Genomic DNA, 19394 nt, shown 5'->3' on the forward strand with positions numbered 1-19394 from the left:
ATGGATTACGAATTATTAAAAGTCATTTGGTGGGTATTGATCGGTGTTCTATTGATCGGTTTCTCCGTGACAGACGGTTTTGATATGGGCGTGGGCAGCTTGCTAAAAGTAATCGGCGGCACGGACTCAGAGCGTCGTATTATGATCAACTCGATTGCGCCTCATTGGGACGGCAACCAAGTGTGGTTTATCACAGCAGGTGGCGCATTGTTTGCGGCTTGGCCTGTGGTGTACGCAACGTCTTTCTCTGGTTTTTATTTTGCGATGATGTTGGTGTTGGCGGCGTTGTTCTTCCGTCCGATCGGCTTTGATTATCGCTCTAAACTAGAAAACTCCAAATGGCGCACAAGCTGGGATTGGGGCATTGTCTTCGGTTCTGCTGTTCCACCGATCATTTTCGGTGTGGCATTCGGTAACTTGTTACAAGGTGTACCTTTTGAGTTTGACCAGTACCTTCGTGCGACTTACACAGGTTCGTTCTTTGGTTTGCTAAACCCATTCGGAATTCTTTGTGGCTTGGTTAGCTTGATGATGTTGATGACTCAGGGCGGTGCTTGGTTGCAAATGAAAACCGACTCTGACTTGCATCGTAAAGCCTGCCTAGCAACGGCTGTTACAGGAACATTGGCTGCCGTACTGTTTGTTTTAGCAGGTGTTTGGTTGGCATACGGAATTGACGGTTATGTGTTAACCAGCGCGATTGACGGCAATAAAGTACTAACGCCATTAATGAAAACCGCAGAAGTACAAACGGGTGCTTGGTTAGCCAATTACGAAAAAGTGCCAGCGCTTATGCTTGCGCCATTGATCGGTGTGTTGGGGATGTTGGGAGCCGCTTTGGCGGGATTGGCGAAGAAAGGCGCGTTGTCTTTCCTTAGTTCTTCATTGGGTATTGCTGGCATTATCGTGACTGCGGGCGGTTCTATGTTCCCATTCTTGATGCCGTCTTCAAGCTACCCAAGTATGAGCCTGACAATGTGGGATGCGACGTCAAGTGAGAACACCATGATGATTATGTTCGTGGTCGCCTGCATCTTCGTACCGATTGTGTTGGCATACACTTTGTGGAACTACTTTGTGATGTACGGTCGTCTGACGAAGAAACACATCGAAGACAACAATCATTCACTGTATTAGTCATTGGCTCTAAAGGGTGGAGCTCCCTGAGCTCTGCCTTCTTTGCAATAAATAGAGGAACAAAATATGTGGTATTTTGCTTGGGTTCTAGGCATTTTATTGGCGTGTTCATTCGGTATTATCAATGCCGTTTGGTTAGAGTTTAGTGGTTATGAAGGTGAAGAGGAGCAGAAGTAAATTCTATGACGAGAGAGAAGGAAGCAAAGAAGACTCGTCGAACTGGTCGAATCAAAACACCTGAAGCGGTATTTTTGGGCTCGTTGGCCAATCAACAATCTGCCAAATACCGTTTTGCGCAAATCGCAGGTGTGGTGTTCGCTGTGTCTTTGGTGCTGCAAGCGTGGGCATTTGCTAATGTGTTTTCTGACATGGCCTTGCAGCAGTCCTTTTCTCTGTCTCTTTTGGTTGTGGGGTTACTCGCTCTTTTGGTACGCGCTTTGGCGAGTTATAGCCGAGAGCGTATTTGCACCAGCGCAAGCCGTGACATACGTTACGGCTTGCGTCGTAATATCGTGTCGCATTTAACCTTGCTTGGGCCTGCGCGCCTGAGAATCGAAGAAGACGCGGCACTGTCTACTCGCGTCTATGAACAAATCGACGCGTTAGACGATTTCTTCAGTCGTTATAAACCACAAGTGTTTATGGTGACTCTTATTCCCTGTGTGATCCTGTTGTCTGTTGTGTCTATTTCCTGGATCGCCTTTTTTGTTTTTATGATGACCGCGCCATTGGTCATTATCTTCATGATTTTTGTCGGCCACAAAGCCGCACAAGCCAACCGTCGACAATTTAACGTCTTGGCCATGCTGTCCAATCAGTTTATGGATTTAAACCAAGGGCTGGCCGAATTAAAGCGTTTGCATCGCACATCTCAGGCCAGAGAGCGTTTATCCAACAGCGCTGCCGCTTACCAAAAAACCACCATGGGCGTTTTGGTCTTGGCGTTTTTATCGACCGCGACACTGGAGCTTTTTGCTTCCTTGTCTATCGCTATGATTGCCTTGTATTTGGGATTGGGGTTATTGGAAGTCTTACCTTGGCAAGTGGGTTCTTCCCCCGTTACGTTAACTCAAGCCATGTTCTTGTTATTGCTCGCGCCAGAATTTTATTTACCGCTGCGACAGTTGGGTAACGATTACCATGCGAAGCAAAAAGCCGAGGCAGCCGCGACCGATTTACTGGAAATTTTACATCATGAGATTTTAGCCACACCGACTCATGTGGATTCGGCAACGGAAAACGACAATGCCGTGGCGCGGGATCACATAACGTCTATTCGTTTTCAAGACCTAAGTTGGCAAGAAGCAGGACGCTATCGACTTGCGCCCATTACGGCCGAGATAGCCCAAGGTGAACGCGTCTGGTTAAGTGGCGAGTCGGGGGTCGGGAAATCGAGTTTATTGCATTTATTGCTTGGCTTCGAAGACGCGTATGACGGCCAGTTTTTAGTCGGTGGATTGCCATTTTCTCAATTGAATCTTGCTGATTGGCGCAGCCAATTAGCTTGGTTGCCGCAAACACCTGAATGGATCAATGGCAGTATTCGCCGAAACTTACTGTTAGGCCTTGGTGGAAAAGAAGGCAAAGAACTTCCCAATGAAGACGAGATACATACGGCGCTGAAAGAAAGCCAATGTGATGGCTTTGTCTATGCATTGCCCGATGGATTAGACACCAAACTCACAGAGTTGGGCTCAGGATTATCTGGTGGGCAAATGCAGCGCCTTTCCATTGCTAGAGCCTTATTGTCCAAGGCCAACCTGTGGCTACTGGATGAGCCTTGTTCCGGTCTCGACAACGACACAGCGCAAGCGGTGTTAGATACTTTAAAGCGTGCCTCTAAAGGCAAAACATTACTGATCGTCAGCCACGATACACACCCCATTCTATGGGCAGATAAGCACTGGTCTTTAACCAAAGGAGGCTTGCATGAGCAATCACGCAAACAACACGGCGAAGCTATCGCTTAAACGCCTGTTATTGGCGAATCCTTGGGGCTTTATTGTTCCGTTTGTCACTGGTGTGGCGGCTACCTTAGCGGGTGTTGGCTTGCTTGGCCTTTCTGGCTGGTTTATCTCTGCCGCTGGTTTGGCAACCGCCATGGGGGTGGGCATAGTATTCAATTACCTCACACCAGGTGCGATCGTCCGAGGCTTAGCCATCTTACGAACAGCAGGGCGATACGGCGAACAAGTTACTGCGCATAATCATTTGCTTGGCTTGTTGCGGACATTGCGTCTTTGGGTATGGGATCAACGGGTCGCAAAAGAGTCGACTGACTTGAACCAACAAAGTCGAGGTGATTTATTGCAACGTTTGGTCAGCGACCTTGACCAAATTATTCGTTGGCCTTTGGTGGTTTTTTTGCCGTGGATGTACGCCGTATTAGCGTATGTTGCCGTGGCCATATTCGCTTTTTTTATCTCGCCAGACTTATTGTGGCCGTTATCCATCGCCGCGGTGTTTCATGTTTTGATTGTGCCTTGGGCGTGTGGCCACATTGCCAGTCATGCGGTGCATGTTGGGCAAATATTAGGTGTGCATCGTCGCAGTCGATTTGTTAGCTTCTTTTCAGCATTGATCACCTTAACCATTCGAGGTCGTTGGGAAGATTACGCCAAACGACTCGATCAACTGGATGTGCGTCAAAAAAACGCCGAAATTCGCATTCAACAAGCCGTTAGCTTAGGGCGACTGTTTTCCTACCTCGTAACCATCTTGTTATTGGCGTGCAGCCTGTATTTACTGGGCACTGTGACGACAGAAACGGGGCGTTGGGTATTGAACGACGGAGTACAAGGCACGTGGGTCGTTGGCTATGTTTTATCCTTGCTTGCTGTGAATGAATTGGTGTTGCCATTGGTGCAATCCTTCGTCGCACAAGGGCAATCGCAGGTAGGGTTACGTCGATTAAACCAACTGCATCAGTATGCGAATACTCCAATAGATCAGACGATCCCTCGTATAGAACAGCTTTTCTTCAAACAATGGCGCGGTTTTTATCTGCCGAGCCGCATGGGGAGCCCAACAACCAATATTCGAGTCAATCATGGCGAAAGTGTGTGGCTGCGTGGTGTCAGTGGCTCAGGAAAATCCACCCTGCTTGCGTCAATGGCAGGGGACTGCTTGTCGTCCGGAGAAGCGTACATCAATGATGAAAAATACGATGTGTGCAACAACCCAAGCTATCAAGCCAAACTCAGTTACTTGCCACAATCACCGTACGTGTTTCAGCAAAGTATCGCCGCCAACTTGCTTCTTGGTAACCCAAATGCCAGCGACGACCAACTGTGGGCAGCACTTGATGCCGTCGCCTTAGCTGACTGGGTCAAAAGCTTGCCGAACGGACTGGAAACCTTACTTAGCTCCCAAGGCCGTAACCTGTCTGGCGGGCAACGCAAACGCCTCGTGTTAGCGCGTCTTCTGTTAAGGCGATCCCCCGTTCTACTCCTGGATGAACCTTTTGATGGGCTAGACAAAGCCACCATTGAAAGGATTTCTCATTCACTACAACATGACTACAAGCCAGATATCTTAATCCTTGTTAGTCACGTTGGTAGCCGCCTTGGCGACAACGCGAGAGTTATAGAGCTGTAGCTCTTTTCCCCTCCCCTTATGTCTTGCAAGGGGAGGGTTAGGGTGGGGTTATTCTCTTCTTTGGGTTCTATTCAAACACTTTGTATTCCCAACCTTTTTTCCGCTCTGCTGAGCGGGTAACTTTTTGCAAGCGCCCAAAAAGTAACCAAAAATTCGCTTTATCGGGCTATCGCCCAAACGTCTCATTTATTTTCTTAAGATTAGGTTTAGCAACACGATTTTTAGAGTAAGGCATGGATTGTTCTTTTAGTAAGAGATAGATCTTAAAACAATGACTCTGAAACTCCATAAAGTCGCGCAACTTCGTCGCGTCGAACTGACTGCATCGTAGCTAATTGTCAGCTAGCTGATGCGGGGTCGAACCCCTTTTTTGACCCAAAGGTCTTTTTGATCCAACAGTCCTTATTAAAAAAGGGCTTTGACCCCATAGTTAATGGTTGAGGGTTCTTGACAATGCCTTATTTACCTATCAATATGATAGGTATTAACTCAATGGATGAGTGACATGAAAAAGAATAACCCACAAGGAAAGGTGGTGTTTCCACTTAGTGAGTTTACCGCTCGAAAAATCATTAATGATCTAGCAGAAAATCATACCAATCGAATCCGTTGGAGCAAGCATATCAAAGAGAGAATGCTTGAACGTGGTGTGACAACGGGGCAGGTTTTAGCGTTGCTGAAGAGTAAGCGCTCAGTATTCCGTGAAGGGCCTTATCTCGAGATTAATGGTGATTGGAAATTTAACATAAAAGGAATGGCGGCAGGATCTATTATAGAGCTCAGTGTCGCCATTAAGAACCATACTGATAACCCGACTTCAATTCTCATTACAGTTTGGGTTCATTAGGAGTAAAACGATGTATCACTATACAGAATGTGGTTTGCCTAACGTCTACTTAAAAAACGGTTTTACCATTGAACATATAGACGGCGAAGACTACACCAGCATTGATGATATGAATAACTTGCATGTCGCTATAGCGCAGACAATAGCAGACGGCCACACGGCACTTCGTCCGGCGGAATTTAAGTTTTTACGCATAGAGCTGAACCTATCGCAAAAAATGCTCGGACACCGCTTTGGTGTATCCGAACAAACGATAGCGCGTTACGAAAAAGGTCAGTCAGACATCCCTCGAACGACAGACGCCGCACTTCGATCTCTATTCATGGAAAAATTAGAGAAAACGAACTCCGTTAGCTACTTTCTAGACCTACTTTCTGATGCCGAAGCACAGCAAGCCGCAAAAGAAATCTTACTGGAAGAAGTCGATAACCACTGGGGAATTGCGATATAGCTAGACGTAGTGGAATTCGAACAATTAGGGTCATATATGGTCCATCCCGCGATGCAAGATAAAGTTACTGGTATGACAGAAAGATATTGCTTCCATATATCCGGCCTTTAACTGAGGTTTTTGTAACCTCTGGCCCTGATGGAATTCGCTCGCTCCTACCTCATCAGATGATCGGCCTCTATGAGCCCTAGACCCTAGCAGGTTTTAGGAACGCAGGTCTTACCTTTTATGCCATCACTTGTACTTTATCCACGCAACTCGTTGCTGATCTACCTTGTTAACCGCTTTTCTGTTTAACTTTTCTTTGCATCTCATGACCAACTCGGTCGGGATCAGGCTGCTGCCTGATAAGATTCCTTTTTACTCAAGACCGCCCAAGCAATACGCGCATTTTTATTGGCGACCGCAACGGCTGAAATATTCTTACCACGGCGGTTATCAAGCTCCTTCACCCAACGATTACGGCGATCATCATGTTTGTCGGCCACCCTGACAACCGTCCTGCCACCATGGATCATCAAGGTTCTTAGATAGGTATCCCCTCGCTTACTGATGCCGAGCAAGGTGGGTTTTCCTCCGGTGGAATGTTGTCTAGGCACCAGCCCAAGCCAAGCGGCCAGCTCACGGCCGTTTTTGAACACGGTCACATCACTAATCGCCGCGATCAGTGCGGTGGCGCTCAACAGGCCGACGCCCGGAATGGTGAGCAAACGTTGGCAATCGTCATGGTTTTTGGCGATGGTTGCCAGTTGTAACTCAAGTGCCTCAATCCGATCATCTAAATGAACCATCTCATCGTAGAGCGTGCTGAGCAAGGCCCGAAATACATCACTTAATCCATTGTCTCTCTCTTCGAGAATAAGGGGGATGTGTTTTCGAACATAAGAAATCCCCTTGGGAATGATAATGCCGTATTCTATCAGTAGCCCCCTGATCTGATTGGCTTGCGCCGTTCTTCGGGCAACCGCTTGGCTACGCACACGGTGAATGCTCTGGATGTCCTGTTGCTCAATACTTTTCGTAGGCACAAAGCGCATACTCGGGCGCTGGATCGCTTCACAAATTGCCTCTGCATCTGCGGCATCATTCTTGTTTGATTTGACATAGGGTTTAACAAATTGAGGGGCAATAATACGAACCGAATGCCCCAAGGCCGTAAATTGACGGCACCAATAATGCGCACCGCCACAGGCTTCAATGCCAATGACACAAGGTGGAAGATTAGCGATGCAGGGTAACAGCTTGCTACGGCTGAGCTTTTTTCTGAAAACCACCTTCCCATGGTTATCTACGCCGTGCAATTGAAAGCTGGTTTTGCTCAAATCAACTCCGAGAGTACATACCTGGCCTTTTTTGCTATGCTCGTTCATGGTTCGCTCCGTTTCTTTTGATGAATGACATTGTTCACACAACTCACTTCATCATGGCTCATTTGAAGCCGATATGGGGCGGGGTGGACCATTCCATTAGATGAAAATAAAATTATCTGCCCCTAATTTCTACGTCGACAACGCGAGAGTAATCGAACTTTAAAACCCTATGGGGTCGAATTCCTTTTTGACCTCATAGCGTAAACGCTTTAATTTGCCGATCTTTATTTCGTACTTTCATTTCAGGAAAAGCTGAGCGGTTTTTATTTTTCATACACAACAAAATATTTGCGGGTCGGCTTGTAGTGGCATAGTTAATTTGGCCACCTGATTAGGGATGTTAAGATGCATCTCAGAACTAGACAGGTGACTATATGAAAAATCGTACAAGACGCACTTTTAGTACAGAGTTCAAACTTGAAGCTGCACAATTGGTGACAGAGCAAGGCTATTCAATTATCGAAGCAGCTAAGGCTATGAACGTCAGCAAATCTGCAATGGACCGATGGGTTCGACAACTAAAACAAGAGTATCAAGGTATTACCCCAAAAGCGTCTCCACTTACGCCAGAGCAAATTGAGATTCGTGAGCTCAAGAAGAAAATATCCAACCTTGAGGAACACAATGATATTTTAAAAAAGGCTACCGCTCTCTTGATGTCGGACTCGCTGAACAATTCTCGATAATTGAGAAACTCAGGAAGGGCTTTAGCGTAGCAACCTTATGTAAGGTATTCAGCGTTCATCGAAGCAGCTACAAGTATTGGCGTAGTAAAAGTAGGCAATTATCACCTGAACAAAAGGAATTACGCTCTATTGTCAGTGATATGCATGAAGCCAGTCGCGGCTCTGCTGGAGCGCGTACCATTGCTAGTATGGTGACTAATATGAAGAACATTCCGCTTAGTCGCTATCGTGCAAGCAAATTAATGAAATCCCTTGGCTTAGTGAGCTGTCAATCACCTAAACATCGATATCGAAAGGCTAAACAAGAGCACCTTGAAATCCCTAATCTTTTAGGACGTCAATTCTCTGTAACAGAGCCAAACAAGGTTTGGGTAGGCGATGTTACCTATGTATGGGCAGGAAATCGTTGGATGTATTTAGCTGTTGTCATTGATTTGTTTGCACGAAAACCGATTGGCTGGGCTATGTCATTATCGCCAGACAGTAAGCTAACAGGGAAAGCATTAACGATGGCTTTTGAATCAAGAGGAAGACCAAAAGGAGTGATGTTCCACAGTGATCAGGGTAGCCATTATACAAGTCGTTATTTCAGGCAATTATTATGGAGACACCAGATTAAACAAAGCTTATCAAGACGAGGAAATTGCTGGGACAATGCACCAATGGAACGATTCTTTCGTAGCTTAAAAACAGAATGGATACCACCGTCAGGGTATCGTAACTTCCCAGCAGCACAGCAAGAAATCATTCACTATATTATTGGCTATTACAGCCAACTTAGACCCCATCAGTATAATGGTGGGTTATCACCCAATGAATCAGAACGATTATATTGGGAAAACTCTAAAACCGTGGCCAGTTTTACTTGACCCCTACAGCTCGACCACTTCCCAGCTGCCCTGAAAGCCTGCGGAGATTACAAATCGGTCACCGGCTGTTACTCGTATAGGCTCTTTTCCCTCTTCGGTGATGAGGCTTATGCCTTCAAGAATATGGCAGTATTCTTCTTCGCTGTAACGGATTTTCCATTTGCCTTTGTCGCTTTGCCAGATGCCAGCGGAGAATGTTTCTGAGCTGTCTGTGTACTCCATCCACAGTTTTTGGAGTGGATTTCCTTCGAGTCGTTTTTCTTCTGAGACGTAATATTCTTCGGCTTGAATATCAGTATCTAAACGTGTAAATCCCATCTTCATCCTTCCTGTTCGTTTAATAAAAAAACTTGCTAAAGGCTGAAGTTAAAGACTTAACAAACGGATTGCTATACCTCCTAAAGGATAGGTTGAGGACAATATCAAGCGCCGACTCTTGTTCTATTTGTTGTGTCCTTCCTTTTCGTTCTGTCTGTTTTTCCCGTAATAGTGTCCCAAAAAACATTTTTTAAGATAGATAGCATATTGCCTATTCTCGATGTACATTGACGGCTCGATCTTGTTTCTTCGACAAGGTCATTATTGGCTATTCATTAAAGCTTATCAGTCTGTTTCCCCTGCAATGTTGGCGTTCAAATAGGAGTGCTAGATGCAATCAAAGTTTACGGTTCAAGTCGATTCTTTCCAGAAGATCAGTAAGATTCAAAACGCGTGGTCGGTTGGCGATTTTAAAGCGCTTTTGACGATTATGGATTTTGACGACGATGTCGACGCGATGGACGCAGGCGAGCTGCGCGAGATGTGCATGATGTCGTTAAGCGATTTGAAACCAGAGGACGCTGCGGCGGTGGTGTTAACGCATAGTTTTCCGACGTTGTCTCGCGGTAAAGTTGAACAGATTAGCCATGATATGATGGATGAGCATTGCTGGGAGGAATACCCAGATTGCCTGTATCACGAGCGTTTCTTTAATGCGTATTCGTTGTTGCGAGAAGCGTTTAATGGCAAGTTTGCCAAACCAGCCGGTGTTGAAATAGCGCTTACGGTAACCGCGGCTCACAGTGAAGATATGACGATTTTTGATGACTCGCTTCATTCTTCCATCGTGCGTATATTGGCAAGTGGCCAAGGCGATGATGCACTGATTAATCGTTTGTACGAAGAGCAAATCCAAGGGAAATATTTTCCTGAAGCGAAGGGCATTGTGTGGCAGCTGAAGCAGATCGCGGACAATGGCTTATCGCGACAGTTTAGTTTGGTTAGCTCTTATTTCTGGTTGGAATTTTTTGAACAAGTTGATGAATTCAAAGCGGTGTCTCACGCAGATAGCGCCGCCTAGCGCTGTGATGTATCAGGCATTTGCATGGTTATGAAATGAAAAGCGAATCCTAGGGTTCGCTTTTTTTCTGGGTTGGCCGTTGTTAAATCGGTCAATTCGGGTTGTTTTTTCGTACACAAGCTCCATTTTAAACGAATGTTCGAACACTTTATTATTGAGGATTAAGATGACGGCTTCCCCTATACAAATCGTTTGTCAAAGTTGCGCCACAAAGAACCGTGTGCCGAAAGACAAGCTTGGTAATACACCTCTTTGTGGCAAATGTAAAAAGCCCGTTCTTTCAACCCGTCCCATTATGGGCGGTGATAATAATTTCAGACGCTATATTACAGACAGCGACTTGCCAGTGGTGGTTGATTTTTGGGCGTCTTGGTGTGGGCCGTGTCAGCAATTTGCGCCTATTTTCGAACACGTCGCGGGTGATCTGTCGACAAAAGCCTGTTTTATGAAGTTGGATACAGAGAAGAATCAAACCACGGCGGGTGGCTATAATATTCGTTCTATTCCTACGCTAATGATTTTTCATCATGGTAAAGAAGTCGCGCGTTTATCAGGCGCATTACCGAAAGCACAATTCCAGCAATGGCTAGCGGAGAACTTGCCTGCTGTTTAAGGTTTGTTTGATATTGGTGGGGCGTTAAACGCTGGTATCAAAGTGCATTTCAACAAACTTCTCGTATAATACGTCTTCTGTTTCGCGTCTGTTAGGATCGGGTTTCACGCAGTCGATAGGGCAGACAGCGACGCAAGTGGGTTGGTCGTAGTGACCAACACACTCTGTGCATTTATCGGGATCGATAACATAAATCTTCGCGCCCATGGTGATGGCCTCGTTTGGGCATTCGGGCTCGCACATGTCGCAGTTTATGCATCGATCGTTGATGAGTAAGGCCATGCTTTGACCTTACTCGGTGGCGCTAGCGTGAGGCTGGCGTGTAGTTTGTCCAGCCGATAGGTTTCTTAATAAAATTCCCATCGAGGCATCGATGTTTTGTGGGCAAGGAATCGACACAGTGTGACCACTGCCTTTGGCAACGTCGATTGGGTGGCCATTTTTGTCGTTCAATTCGGTCAATTGAAAAGTAACATTGCCTTTTGGTGTCATCAGTTCCAATGAGTCACCTACGCTAAAGCGGTTTTTTACTTCTATGGTGAGGGCGTTGTCGCTTGTTGTGATGACTTCACCAACAAATTGTTGCTGTTCGCTGACGGAGTTGCCTGTTTCGTAGTTTTGCATGTCCACATGGCGATGGCGTTGCAAGAATCCATCGGTGTAACCTCGGTTCGCGAGGTTGTCTAAGCGGTTCATTAGACCTTCGTCAAAACGCTGGCCAGTGACAGCGTCGTTAATGGCTTGGCGGTATATTTGCGCGGTTCTGGCACAGTAATAAAACGATTTGGTTCGGCCCTCAATTTTTAATGAATGCACACCCATTTTCACCAAGCGCTCTACGTGTTGAATGGCACGCAAGTCTTTGGAATTCATAATATAGGTGCCATGTTCGTCTTCAAAGGCTGGCATGTATTCGTCTGGGCGGCCGCGTTCTTGAAGCAAGAAAAGCTGATCAGTTGGCTCTTGTACTTGCACAGAAGCCTCTTGAATTTGAGCTGTCTGTTCAGGAACGTATAACGAAGCGCCACTGGTGGCAATGATCTGTCCTGCGTCATCTTGTGTCGCTTCGTGGACATTGTATTCCCAGCGACAGGCGTTTGTGCACGCACCTTGGTTTGGGTCGCGTTTGTTCATGTATCCCGATAGCAGGCATCGACCAGAATACGCCATGCATAATGCCCCATGCACGAAGACTTCCAGTTCCATTTCGGGCACTTTCATACGAATTTCTTCGATCTCGTCTAAGGACAATTCACGCGACAGTATTACGCGGGAAATGCCTTGTTGTTGCCAGAACTTGACCGTTGCCCAGTTGACCGCATTGGCTTGTACCGAAAGATGAATTTGCTGATCAGGGAAGGCTTCTCGCACCATCATAATTAAGCCTGGATCTGACATGATGAGGGCGTCTGGATTGAGATCGATGACCGGCGCTAAGTCGTCAAGGTAGGTTTTTAATTTGGCATTATGGGGAGCAATATTGCTGACCACGTAAAGTTTTTTGCCCAGCTGGTGAGCTTCATTTATGCCGATACCAAGTTTTTCCAAGTCAAACTCGTTATTACGCACTCGCAATGAATAGCGTGGTTGACCCGCGTATACCGCGTCTGCCCCGTAGGCAAAAGCATAACGCAGGTTTTTTAACGAACCAGCTGGAGAGAGTAATTCTGGAAAGAAGGCTTTTTCTTGAGACATGAGGTTCACCGATCGATCAAAACGGGCGGAGTTTACCTGTGTGTTGATTGAACTCAAGCACTGTCGGTGGGATGACTTGTTTAAATAAAACGACTTTGATGCAGGTCAAAAATGTAGGAAAAACCCCCAAAAAAACGGATCAAGAGACCCGCTTTTTTGTATCTGTCTGTTAGTGAGCCTGATGCGATTTAAAAGTCGTAGGCGGCAGTAACATACACGCGACGTCGTTCACCTACGAAAGAGCCGTTTTTCTCCGTAAACCCACTGACGGCGTATTCTTTGTCGAATAGGTTTTTGATGTTCAGCTGGAATTTCCAATCTTCCCAGCTTGTTTGCCAAGACGCATCATAAACTGCATAGGGTTTGATGGTTTGTCCTTGACGGTTGATTTGGTCACTTACATAGTCTGCACCGAAGGCAATGGAGGAGGTGATACTTGGGAAATCGTATCGAGTCCAAAGGCCGAGCTGGTTATATGGCGTATTGGCAAATCGGTCATTATTAGAGTACTGAATATCCGCGTCGGTTGACTCTTTTACTACTGTGTCGTTGTAGGCGTAATTGACGTTTGCTACCCAACGAGGTGTGATATCGGCCATCACATCAATTTCTATGCCCTGACTGCGAACTTTACCTATCGAAACTAATAGACTGGCGTCATTTGGGTCTTCCTGAAGGATGTTTTCACGAATGATGCGATACGCAGCAATGTTTACATTTAGCTTGTTTTGCAGCCAGTAAGTACGCAAGCCCGCTTCAATTTGATGGCTTTCTTCTGGGTCGAAATACCCGTCAGTTGACGATGCTTGGTTGGAAGCAGACTGAGGTACGAAACCTGTTGATGCGGACACATAAGGCTTAATGTGTTCATTTAGTGCGTAGGTTGCCCCTATGCGCGCAGAGTAGCCGGTGTCATCGTATTCGGTTTCTGTATTTTTTATATTATTGGTGTATTTTTCTTCGTATCGATCAAAGCGAACCCCCGTGGTTAAATCCAGTTTATTGGTGATGGCCCATTGGTCTTGAGCAAACACACCAACACGGTCTAAAACGGTTTCTTCGTCTTTATAAAGCGGCATGGTGTAGTCGCTAACGTTGTCTGTGTACTGAGGGTTGCTTAGGCTTAAATCTGATACACCAGAACTTGAGTTTGATCGGTAATAAAGAAAGTCACCATAAAGATGGAAGTAATCTGCGCCGACTAAGACGGTGTGGTCACCTAATTCAGCAATTAAATTACCTGCGACCGTAGTGCCTTTTTTGTTGCGAACTTGGTCGCGATATTGACGTGTTACCATATCGCTATCAGTCGAAGAAATTCCGGTCACTTCATGGTATTTCTGCGTTTCGGTATTTTCAAAATAGCGTAATGTTAAATTACTGGTTAGCCATGCGTTAATGTCATGATCTAAGCGTGCTTGAAAGACTTCGGCATCCAGCTCTTGGAAATCACTTGATGAGTTCGAGTTCCAAGACGTATCGGCCAAGAAATTACCGTCGTCATCCGTAGGGATACCGCGTAATCGCGCCCCTGAAATGTACTGATGAATCTTGGTGTATTGAAGATTCAGCGTGTTGTTGCTGTCGATATCCCACGCATAACCAAGATCAATGATCTGATTTTCTTCTTCTACGTTCGTGCGGTACGAATCCTGTCCGTCTGAGTAAACACCAACTCGGTAACGCTGAGACGCATCTTCATTTGCGGGGCCAGAGGATTCAATGCTACCGCTTAAAAAGTCTTTGTTTCCGGCACTGATTTTCAGCGTATTTTTCTGTTCATACGTCGGTTTTTTGGTGACGTAGTTGATAACGCCGCCCGGTTCACCTGCGCCGTACAGGGCGCCAGATGGGCCTTTTAAAACTTGTACTTGTTCAATGGTGAACAGTTGTGGAATAGAAAAACCACTGAAAGGGTCGCCACGCATACCGTCATATAAGATTTCATCTTGATTGAAGCCACGCAGTGTTACGTTGGCGACATTGTTTTGCGACATGCCTGAGATTGAGCGGTATAAATCGGTGATTTGTCTTGCCGCTTGGTCTTCTATTAATGCTTCTGTGACTACTTGAACCGACTGCGGCGTTTTGTCGATAGGTGTTGCGGTTTTTGTCGCGAGTGTCGCTTCGTCTTCCTTGTACAACGATAAAGCACGTCCTTGTACTTGCAGTGTTTGAAGTTCTATGTCGGATCCATCCTTAATTTGAGCATCTCCCTCATTGAGATACACACTTTGCTCAGTATTGCTTGTTGTCTCTGCAAGCAGTGCTGTCGAAAACACAAGCGCCCCACAGGCTTGCATCATGATTAAGGTGGTTCTTAGTGCCATAGCTAAACCCGTTATAATGATAATTAAACGCGCATGTTAGTGTTTATGATAGTCATTTACAAATGAGAATTGGCGAACAAAACTTACAATAACTGCGAAATACTTGGGGTGAGGGACGTTTTGGAAAGGGAGTCAGCCAGAAAAACACGAGAGGTGCCTTTCTGGCTGTAAGCAGTGCAGGCGTGTTTAGGCTTTTTCAGCGGCCAGTCTGGTTGCCTTGATGTACCCTTGCAAGGTGTCTTTTAGTTGAAGGCGCTGTTTCTTCAATTTTTCTTCTTCAAACGTGGCTGCTGGCACAATTTCTTGCTCGATTTTCTCAACCGCTTTTGTCAGGTGGTTGTATTCGTCATACAGCTTTCTGAAATGCGCATCGTCCATTTTTAGTTGATGAATGTCGTCTTTGAATTCTGGGAATTCATTAATAAGTGTGTGGTCTTCAATTGGCATAACTTTCTCCTTTAAGTGTTTGCTTTAAGATTAGGTTAGCCTAGTTAAGCGATTTCTCTCTTGATGCTTGTCAGGCTTTCCTTAGATTGTTATGGCTTGTTTATGGCGCTTTTCAAGCGTTAGGAAGCCAGTATCGGAGAGGTGTCATGGTTTGATGGATATCTTTGCTTATATTTGACGAAAAAGCCGCAGTAGAGCACCTTGCTGCGGCTTATTTCGGTTTTTATCTAAACTGTCTCGTTTCGCCCAATCCAACGCGTATTGGTTAGAAGTTGAGTTCGACTCTTGGTTTGCTGCTCTTAGAAAGGTCTATTTCTGGCGAGCAAAGGAAGATTCTGGACGATGTAATCCCTTCACTTACCAGATAGTCTTTTAGGTGGTCAGCGCGTTTTTGCGCTAAATTTCTGGCTTGCTCTTTGGTCTCATCGTCAATGGATACCGGTGGTTTTTCAAATCCTAAATCCACAAAACTGGTCACGCCGCAGGCTTTAAGTTGGCTGTCTTTTTTGTCCTTCATTAAGGCGGTAAGCTGGTTTAAAAATGCCTCTTGCGAATCGTTCAAAGTGTCTTCTTCAGCGTTGAAAATGAGCGGTTCTACTCGGATTTTCAGCAGCTGGTCACCCGCCAGTTGAGCAATGCTAATGACGTTGGCATAGGGAATAAATGTTTGCATTAAGTAAGTACTGGAAGCGGTATACAGGGCTTTTTTCACCGGTAAGAATAGGAAGTCTTTCCAGCCAAATTCTGGGTTATTGATGTCCCCAGACAGTGGAATGTTTAAGTCTATATTGTTGTCGCTGTCTTTTAAGATACCAACAGCAATGTTCAAAGGCACTGCGCCGGCTCTTACGACGGAATTACTGTCTTGGCGGCCACCTAAGTCAAATTCTCTCAGTACAATGTGAGAATCACCATTTAATGTGCCGCTTTTTGCCTCTAGGTTGAGATCCAAATCGAGTTGACCGGAGTCGATTTGATAGCCTAATACGTTGGCGATATACGACGAAAAAGGCGGCAGCTCGGCTTCTCGCACTTGGACTTTGCTTTGAAGCGTTAACTTATCGGCCAGCGGCCACACCGTGGCGTCGGCTTTCAAAGTTGTGTATTTGCCACTGCGCGCTTTGAATGAAAACACAGTTGCTTGGTCTTTTTTCTTCGAATTTAAGTCGCGTAAGGACAAAGTTTCTATGTCCAGTGATCGCTTCAGTGTTGGCGTGATACTTCTATCTTGGAAGTAAATACTGGAAGCGCCCGTGGTATCGTACGCACCAAGAACCACATAATAGGGCGCTTTAAAAGCGGGATCTTGTGCATCCGTGGCGATAGGTGCGACATCATTTTCTCGTGGTACGGATTTAGTGTCTGGTGTCGGCTGGGTTGCATCTTGTTGATCTGCGCCACTGGTGAACACAAGGTTTTCAATGCGCTTTTGAGCATCAATCATTAGGTTAATAGTAAACGAATCGGCGGTGATTTGTTTGATGTCTGCACCGTCTTGATTGGCTGTCACTTCCTCTATGCGGATGTGATTGACATGGCTTAGAGATGGCAATGCCTGTTTGGTGGATTCCGTAAGTATCTGCGAAACGGTTAGATCATCGAGGTCTAACTGCGTCAGCGTGACGTTGACATTGTCGCCTTGTTGGCTAAATGACAGATCGTTCAAACTGGCGTTAGCCCAAGACGCGATGCGTTTATTATCGGTCAGTAGACTGTCTAATGCGCTGCTGGAAAAGTTGATGTTTTGTCCTGTAATTCTAGGTGACTTCCCCATTTTTTGTTCAAAATCGAGTTGTTTTGCTGTCAATGTTGCTGCGCCTAATGACACCTGTTTTTCATCGATGTGTTTTGCGTTGACACCCTCAATAGCCACCTTCAACTGATCGTTTTGGGCAGATAACGCATCATCACTTTTTGTTAGTGATAAGGTATTCGACAACGTAAACACATCATAATGAGCGGTATTTCCAGCTTGTTGTACGGCCAATCCATTGCTTTGTATGTCTGTAAATAAAGACACACTGACAGCGGCTTTAGGATCCATTGCCACGTCCACATCTTTTAAGGCAATGTGCAATTGTTTGTTTTGCACGGCAAGACTGTCTAACGATAGTGCTAATGTGTTCACGTCGAGTGTTGTGGAGGCTAGGTTGGCGTTCAGCCCGGACTCTTTATCTTGTTTGATCGTAAATGGTGTTTTCAGCGCTAAGTCGTCAAACACTATGTGCTGGCTGGCTTGAGCAAAACGGGATTTGCCCAATTGCGTTATTAGATCGCCCGTTGCCGTTATGCCCTGTTCACTTTGTTTTACATCAAATGGTGTGCTGAATTGAAGCGTTGCAAGTTGTACATCAAGATCAGCTTGAGCGAAATACGGCTTTTCCAGCGCTAAGTCTAGGCGACCTTTTGCAGTCAATCCTGATGTATCACGAGAGATATCGAACGGTAGGTTCAGAGTCAGTTTGTCCAGTTGTGCTTGGCGGTCTTCTTGAGCAAAAGACGACTGTGTGGAGTCTAATGTCATGGTGCCTGTAGCGGTTAATTGGTCGGCAGAAACAAAGCGAAGGTTAGCTTGGGACAGCTGCAGCGAGGTGGATTTGGTTGAGGATCTGTCTTGTTCGCCTAGTGGTAACGTTAGGTCTGTGATTTTAGTGTCCAGCGTCAGGTTTTTAATGTCATAAACGGCGCGGTTATTGACAGATTGCAGTGAGAACAGAAGGCTTGCATTCAGATCGAGTAGACCGCTTCCTGTGTTGTAGGGAGCTGGCAAAAAGTGTTTGAAGCTGCTGATCATCAGGCGAGTGTCTGTGATGTCGATGTTCGCATTTGCTTGTTCCGGCGAATAGTCGAATTGGCTGTCTAATGACATTTCAGCCTCATTCACTAAGACAGATGCGGCGATATTACCTTGCCATGTCAGACCTTGACCCGATAAATCTTCAATGCGCAATTGCTTTAAAATAACGGTATCGGATTTAACTGGGGTGTTTAAGTCCGCTTGTCGAGATAGAGAAACTTGCCCATCGCGAATGGTAAACTCCGGTAATGTAATCGACCAGGGCGTGCTGGCTGTGTCAGCGGAATTTTCTTCCTCTGTAGATGCTTCTGACTGGTCTGTCGGTGCAATGAATTGTGTCGTATTGATACCAGCCACGATCCAATTTTTTTCCTTTTGAGCGACTGTTAGGTGCAACCCTTCAATGTTTGCTTCAGAAATATGCACGGTTTTGGTGAACAGAGGCCAGAATTCAATGCCGAATGTCGCTCGCTTTAGCGACAAGGTATCGTGTGTTTTATCGTTTATAACAATGTTTTTTACATCAATTTTGGGTGGGAAAAAATCAATCGATAATGCCCCTACAGAAAGGTCTTTACCTTGCTCGTTCAGGTAAGCGGTAAGATAGTGTTGCGCCACATAGGGAGTAGCAAACCAGATGGCTGTGACAAGGCCAGTAACAGCGGCAAAGGGGTAAAAGACAAAGTGTTTGAAATGTTGGCGTGTCATCATAAAGTGCCTTTTGGTGAAGCGTATGAGGGGAAAAAGTTTAACCGTGTTCGTCTTTCTCTACTGTCTGATCTGTATTTTCGGAACGCAGCGGCATGCGCATTAAATAGGTTGTGACGCAAAGGCCAATCACGATTAATCCGATGGTGGCCCAAAAGCGAGACACGATAAAAATGGAGATCGCCATGCCCGTCCACATGAATAAAATGGCGCGGTTTCTGGCGTGTTTTGGAATGCCGTCAGAAGACTGCCAATCCCGAACAATAGGGCCAAAAAATTTGTGCTCAAGTAACCAAGTGTGGAATCGATTTGATGATTTAGAAAAGCACCAAGCGGCCAATAAAACCAAGGGGGTTGTGGGGAGTAAAGGCAAAAAAATACCAATAATGCCAGTGATAAGTGAAAACCACCCAAGCATTAAATAGAGAATTCGCTTTCCTTGCATAGGCTTGCCCACGTAAAAGGTAAAAGAAATGGGCTGTTATCTCGCCAACCCATTTCCATTATG

At 45.7% G+C, this 19394-nt stretch carries 17 protein-coding genes; 9 read left to right on the forward strand and 8 right to left on the reverse strand.

The window, feature by feature from the left end:
• The 6 genes from cydB to AABA11_RS05425 all read left to right on the forward strand — a co-directional run bounded on the left by cydB (nucleotide 1) and on the right by AABA11_RS05425 (nucleotide 6032).
• Nucleotides 1-1137, forward strand: coding sequence for a cytochrome d ubiquinol oxidase subunit II (gene cydB, locus AABA11_RS05400; protein WP_265728928.1), 1137 nt, complete (start codon nucleotides 1-3; stop codon nucleotides 1135-1137).
• A gap of 66 nt (nucleotides 1138-1203) precedes the next feature.
• Nucleotides 1204-1314 (forward strand): cytochrome bd-I oxidase subunit CydX, encoded by a 111-nt coding sequence (gene cydX / locus AABA11_RS05405; protein ID WP_212918295.1) that lies wholly within the window; start codon nucleotides 1204-1206, stop codon nucleotides 1312-1314.
• Nucleotides 1315-1319: 5 nt separating this feature from the next.
• On the forward strand, nucleotides 1320-3107 hold the full coding sequence (gene cydD, locus AABA11_RS05410; RefSeq protein ID WP_338266072.1) for a thiol reductant ABC exporter subunit CydD: 1788 nt from the start codon (nucleotides 1320-1322) through the stop codon (nucleotides 3105-3107).
• Nucleotides 3067-4734: an amino acid ABC transporter ATP-binding/permease protein gene (locus tag AABA11_RS05415; RefSeq protein ID WP_338266074.1), complete on the forward strand. Its 1668-nt coding sequence runs from the start codon at nucleotides 3067-3069 to the stop codon at nucleotides 4732-4734. The genes cydD and AABA11_RS05415 overlap by 41 nt, the downstream gene beginning before the upstream one ends.
• 505 nt (nucleotides 4735-5239) lie before the next feature.
• The gene (locus AABA11_RS05420) at nucleotides 5240-5581 is read left to right on the forward strand and encodes a DUF4258 domain-containing protein (RefSeq protein WP_265728931.1); all 342 of its coding nucleotides are present in this window, start codon (nucleotides 5240-5242) and stop codon (nucleotides 5579-5581) included.
• A 10-nt stretch (nucleotides 5582-5591) separates the two neighbouring features.
• On the forward strand, nucleotides 5592-6032 hold the full coding sequence (locus tag AABA11_RS05425) for a helix-turn-helix domain-containing protein (RefSeq protein ID WP_265728932.1): 441 nt from the start codon (nucleotides 5592-5594) through the stop codon (nucleotides 6030-6032).
• A gap of 332 nt (nucleotides 6033-6364) precedes the next feature.
• Here AABA11_RS05425 and AABA11_RS05430 read toward each other — a convergent pair whose 3' ends face one another.
• Nucleotides 6365-7402: an IS110 family RNA-guided transposase gene (locus AABA11_RS05430; RefSeq protein ID WP_148832222.1), complete on the reverse strand. Its 1038-nt coding sequence runs from the start codon at nucleotides 7400-7402 to the stop codon at nucleotides 6365-6367.
• Nucleotides 7403-7776: 374 nt separating this feature from the next.
• Between AABA11_RS05430 and AABA11_RS05435 the strand changes: the two genes are divergently transcribed.
• Nucleotides 7777-8957, forward strand: a protein-coding gene (locus AABA11_RS05435) for an IS3 family transposase (RefSeq protein WP_338266080.1) whose coding sequence is annotated in 2 segments (ribosomal slippage) — nucleotides 7777-8044 and nucleotides 8044-8957 — 1182 coding nt in all. Because the reading frame shifts where the segments join, the coding sequence is not laid out codon by codon here.
• A gap of 3 nt (nucleotides 8958-8960) precedes the next feature.
• Here the strand turns inward: AABA11_RS05435 and AABA11_RS05440 are convergent.
• Nucleotides 8961-9275 (reverse strand): cupin domain-containing protein, encoded by a 315-nt coding sequence (locus tag AABA11_RS05440; protein WP_338266082.1) that lies wholly within the window; start codon nucleotides 9273-9275, stop codon nucleotides 8961-8963.
• 331 nt (nucleotides 9276-9606) lie between these two features.
• Here AABA11_RS05440 and AABA11_RS05445 point away from each other — a divergent pair, with 331 nt between their 5' ends.
• Nucleotides 9607-10296: a hypothetical protein gene (locus tag AABA11_RS05445; protein ID WP_338266083.1), complete on the forward strand. Its 690-nt coding sequence runs from the start codon at nucleotides 9607-9609 to the stop codon at nucleotides 10294-10296.
• A 166-nt stretch (nucleotides 10297-10462) separates the two neighbouring features.
• Nucleotides 10463-10909 (forward strand): thioredoxin TrxC, encoded by a 447-nt coding sequence (gene trxC, locus AABA11_RS05450; RefSeq protein ID WP_338266086.1) that lies wholly within the window; start codon nucleotides 10463-10465, stop codon nucleotides 10907-10909.
• Nucleotides 10910-10933: 24 nt separating this feature from the next.
• On the opposite strand, the gene AABA11_RS05455 is transcribed toward trxC, so the two are convergent.
• The 6 genes from AABA11_RS05455 to AABA11_RS05480 all read right to left on the reverse strand — a co-directional run bounded on the left by AABA11_RS05455 (nucleotide 10934) and on the right by AABA11_RS05480 (nucleotide 19331).
• Entirely contained in the window at nucleotides 10934-11191 is a 258-nt protein-coding gene (locus AABA11_RS05455) for a YfhL family 4Fe-4S dicluster ferredoxin (RefSeq protein ID WP_338266088.1), read from the reverse strand.
• A gap of 9 nt (nucleotides 11192-11200) precedes the next feature.
• Entirely contained in the window at nucleotides 11201-12604 is a 1404-nt protein-coding gene (gene trhP, locus AABA11_RS05460; protein ID WP_338266089.1) for a prephenate-dependent tRNA uridine(34) hydroxylase TrhP, read from the reverse strand.
• A 188-nt stretch (nucleotides 12605-12792) separates the two neighbouring features.
• Nucleotides 12793-14934 (reverse strand): TonB-dependent siderophore receptor, encoded by a 2142-nt coding sequence (locus tag AABA11_RS05465; RefSeq protein WP_338266090.1) that lies wholly within the window; start codon nucleotides 14932-14934, stop codon nucleotides 12793-12795.
• 186 nt (nucleotides 14935-15120) lie between these two features.
• A complete protein-coding gene (locus AABA11_RS05470) occupies nucleotides 15121-15381 on the reverse strand; it encodes an HP1242/YdcH family protein (RefSeq protein ID WP_265728940.1) in 261 nt (86 codons plus the stop codon).
• A 265-nt stretch (nucleotides 15382-15646) separates the two neighbouring features.
• The gene (locus AABA11_RS05475; protein WP_338266092.1) at nucleotides 15647-18889 is read right to left on the reverse strand and encodes a DUF748 domain-containing protein; all 3243 of its coding nucleotides are present in this window, start codon (nucleotides 18887-18889) and stop codon (nucleotides 15647-15649) included.
• 37 nt (nucleotides 18890-18926) lie between these two features.
• The gene (locus AABA11_RS05480; protein WP_265728942.1) at nucleotides 18927-19331 is read right to left on the reverse strand and encodes a YbaN family protein; all 405 of its coding nucleotides are present in this window, start codon (nucleotides 19329-19331) and stop codon (nucleotides 18927-18929) included.
• Nucleotides 19332-19394: the final 63 nt, after the last annotated feature.

It is taken from the genome of Marinomonas pontica, assembly GCF_036322735.1.
Classification (GTDB): Bacteria; Pseudomonadota; Gammaproteobacteria; order Pseudomonadales; family Marinomonadaceae; genus Marinomonas; species Marinomonas pontica.

What these genes read in the sequence shown, in the direction of transcription:
- cydB (WP_265728928.1), top strand. Translation starts at nt 1, where the DNA reads ATGGATTACGAATTATTAAAAGTCATTTGGTGGGTATTGATCGGTGTT.
- cydX (WP_212918295.1), top strand. Translation starts at nt 1,204, where the DNA reads ATGTGGTATTTTGCTTGGGTTCTAGGCATTTTATTGGCGTGTTCATTC.
- cydD (WP_338266072.1), top strand. Translation starts at nt 1,320, where the DNA reads ATGACGAGAGAGAAGGAAGCAAAGAAGACTCGTCGAACTGGTCGAATC.
- AABA11_RS05415 (WP_338266074.1), top strand. Translation starts at nt 3,067, where the DNA reads ATGAGCAATCACGCAAACAACACGGCGAAGCTATCGCTTAAACGCCTG.
- AABA11_RS05420 (WP_265728931.1), top strand. Translation starts at nt 5,240, where the DNA reads ATGAAAAAGAATAACCCACAAGGAAAGGTGGTGTTTCCACTTAGTGAG.
- AABA11_RS05425 (WP_265728932.1), top strand. Translation starts at nt 5,592, where the DNA reads ATGTATCACTATACAGAATGTGGTTTGCCTAACGTCTACTTAAAAAAC.
- AABA11_RS05430 (WP_148832222.1), bottom strand. Translation starts at nt 7,402, where the DNA reads ATGAACGAGCATAGCAAAAAAGGCCAGGTATGTACTCTCGGAGTTGAT.
- AABA11_RS05440 (WP_338266082.1), bottom strand. Translation starts at nt 9,275, where the DNA reads ATGGGATTTACACGTTTAGATACTGATATTCAAGCCGAAGAATATTAC.
- AABA11_RS05445 (WP_338266083.1), top strand. Translation starts at nt 9,607, where the DNA reads ATGCAATCAAAGTTTACGGTTCAAGTCGATTCTTTCCAGAAGATCAGT.
- trxC (WP_338266086.1), top strand. Translation starts at nt 10,463, where the DNA reads ATGACGGCTTCCCCTATACAAATCGTTTGTCAAAGTTGCGCCACAAAG.
- AABA11_RS05455 (WP_338266088.1), bottom strand. Translation starts at nt 11,191, where the DNA reads ATGGCCTTACTCATCAACGATCGATGCATAAACTGCGACATGTGCGAG.
- trhP (WP_338266089.1), bottom strand. Translation starts at nt 12,604, where the DNA reads ATGTCTCAAGAAAAAGCCTTCTTTCCAGAATTACTCTCTCCAGCTGGT.
- AABA11_RS05465 (WP_338266090.1), bottom strand. Translation starts at nt 14,934, where the DNA reads ATGGCACTAAGAACCACCTTAATCATGATGCAAGCCTGTGGGGCGCTT.
- AABA11_RS05470 (WP_265728940.1), bottom strand. Translation starts at nt 15,381, where the DNA reads ATGCCAATTGAAGACCACACACTTATTAATGAATTCCCAGAATTCAAA.
- AABA11_RS05475 (WP_338266092.1), bottom strand. Translation starts at nt 18,889, where the DNA reads ATGATGACACGCCAACATTTCAAACACTTTGTCTTTTACCCCTTTGCC.
- AABA11_RS05480 (WP_265728942.1), bottom strand. Translation starts at nt 19,331, where the DNA reads ATGCAAGGAAAGCGAATTCTCTATTTAATGCTTGGGTGGTTTTCACTT.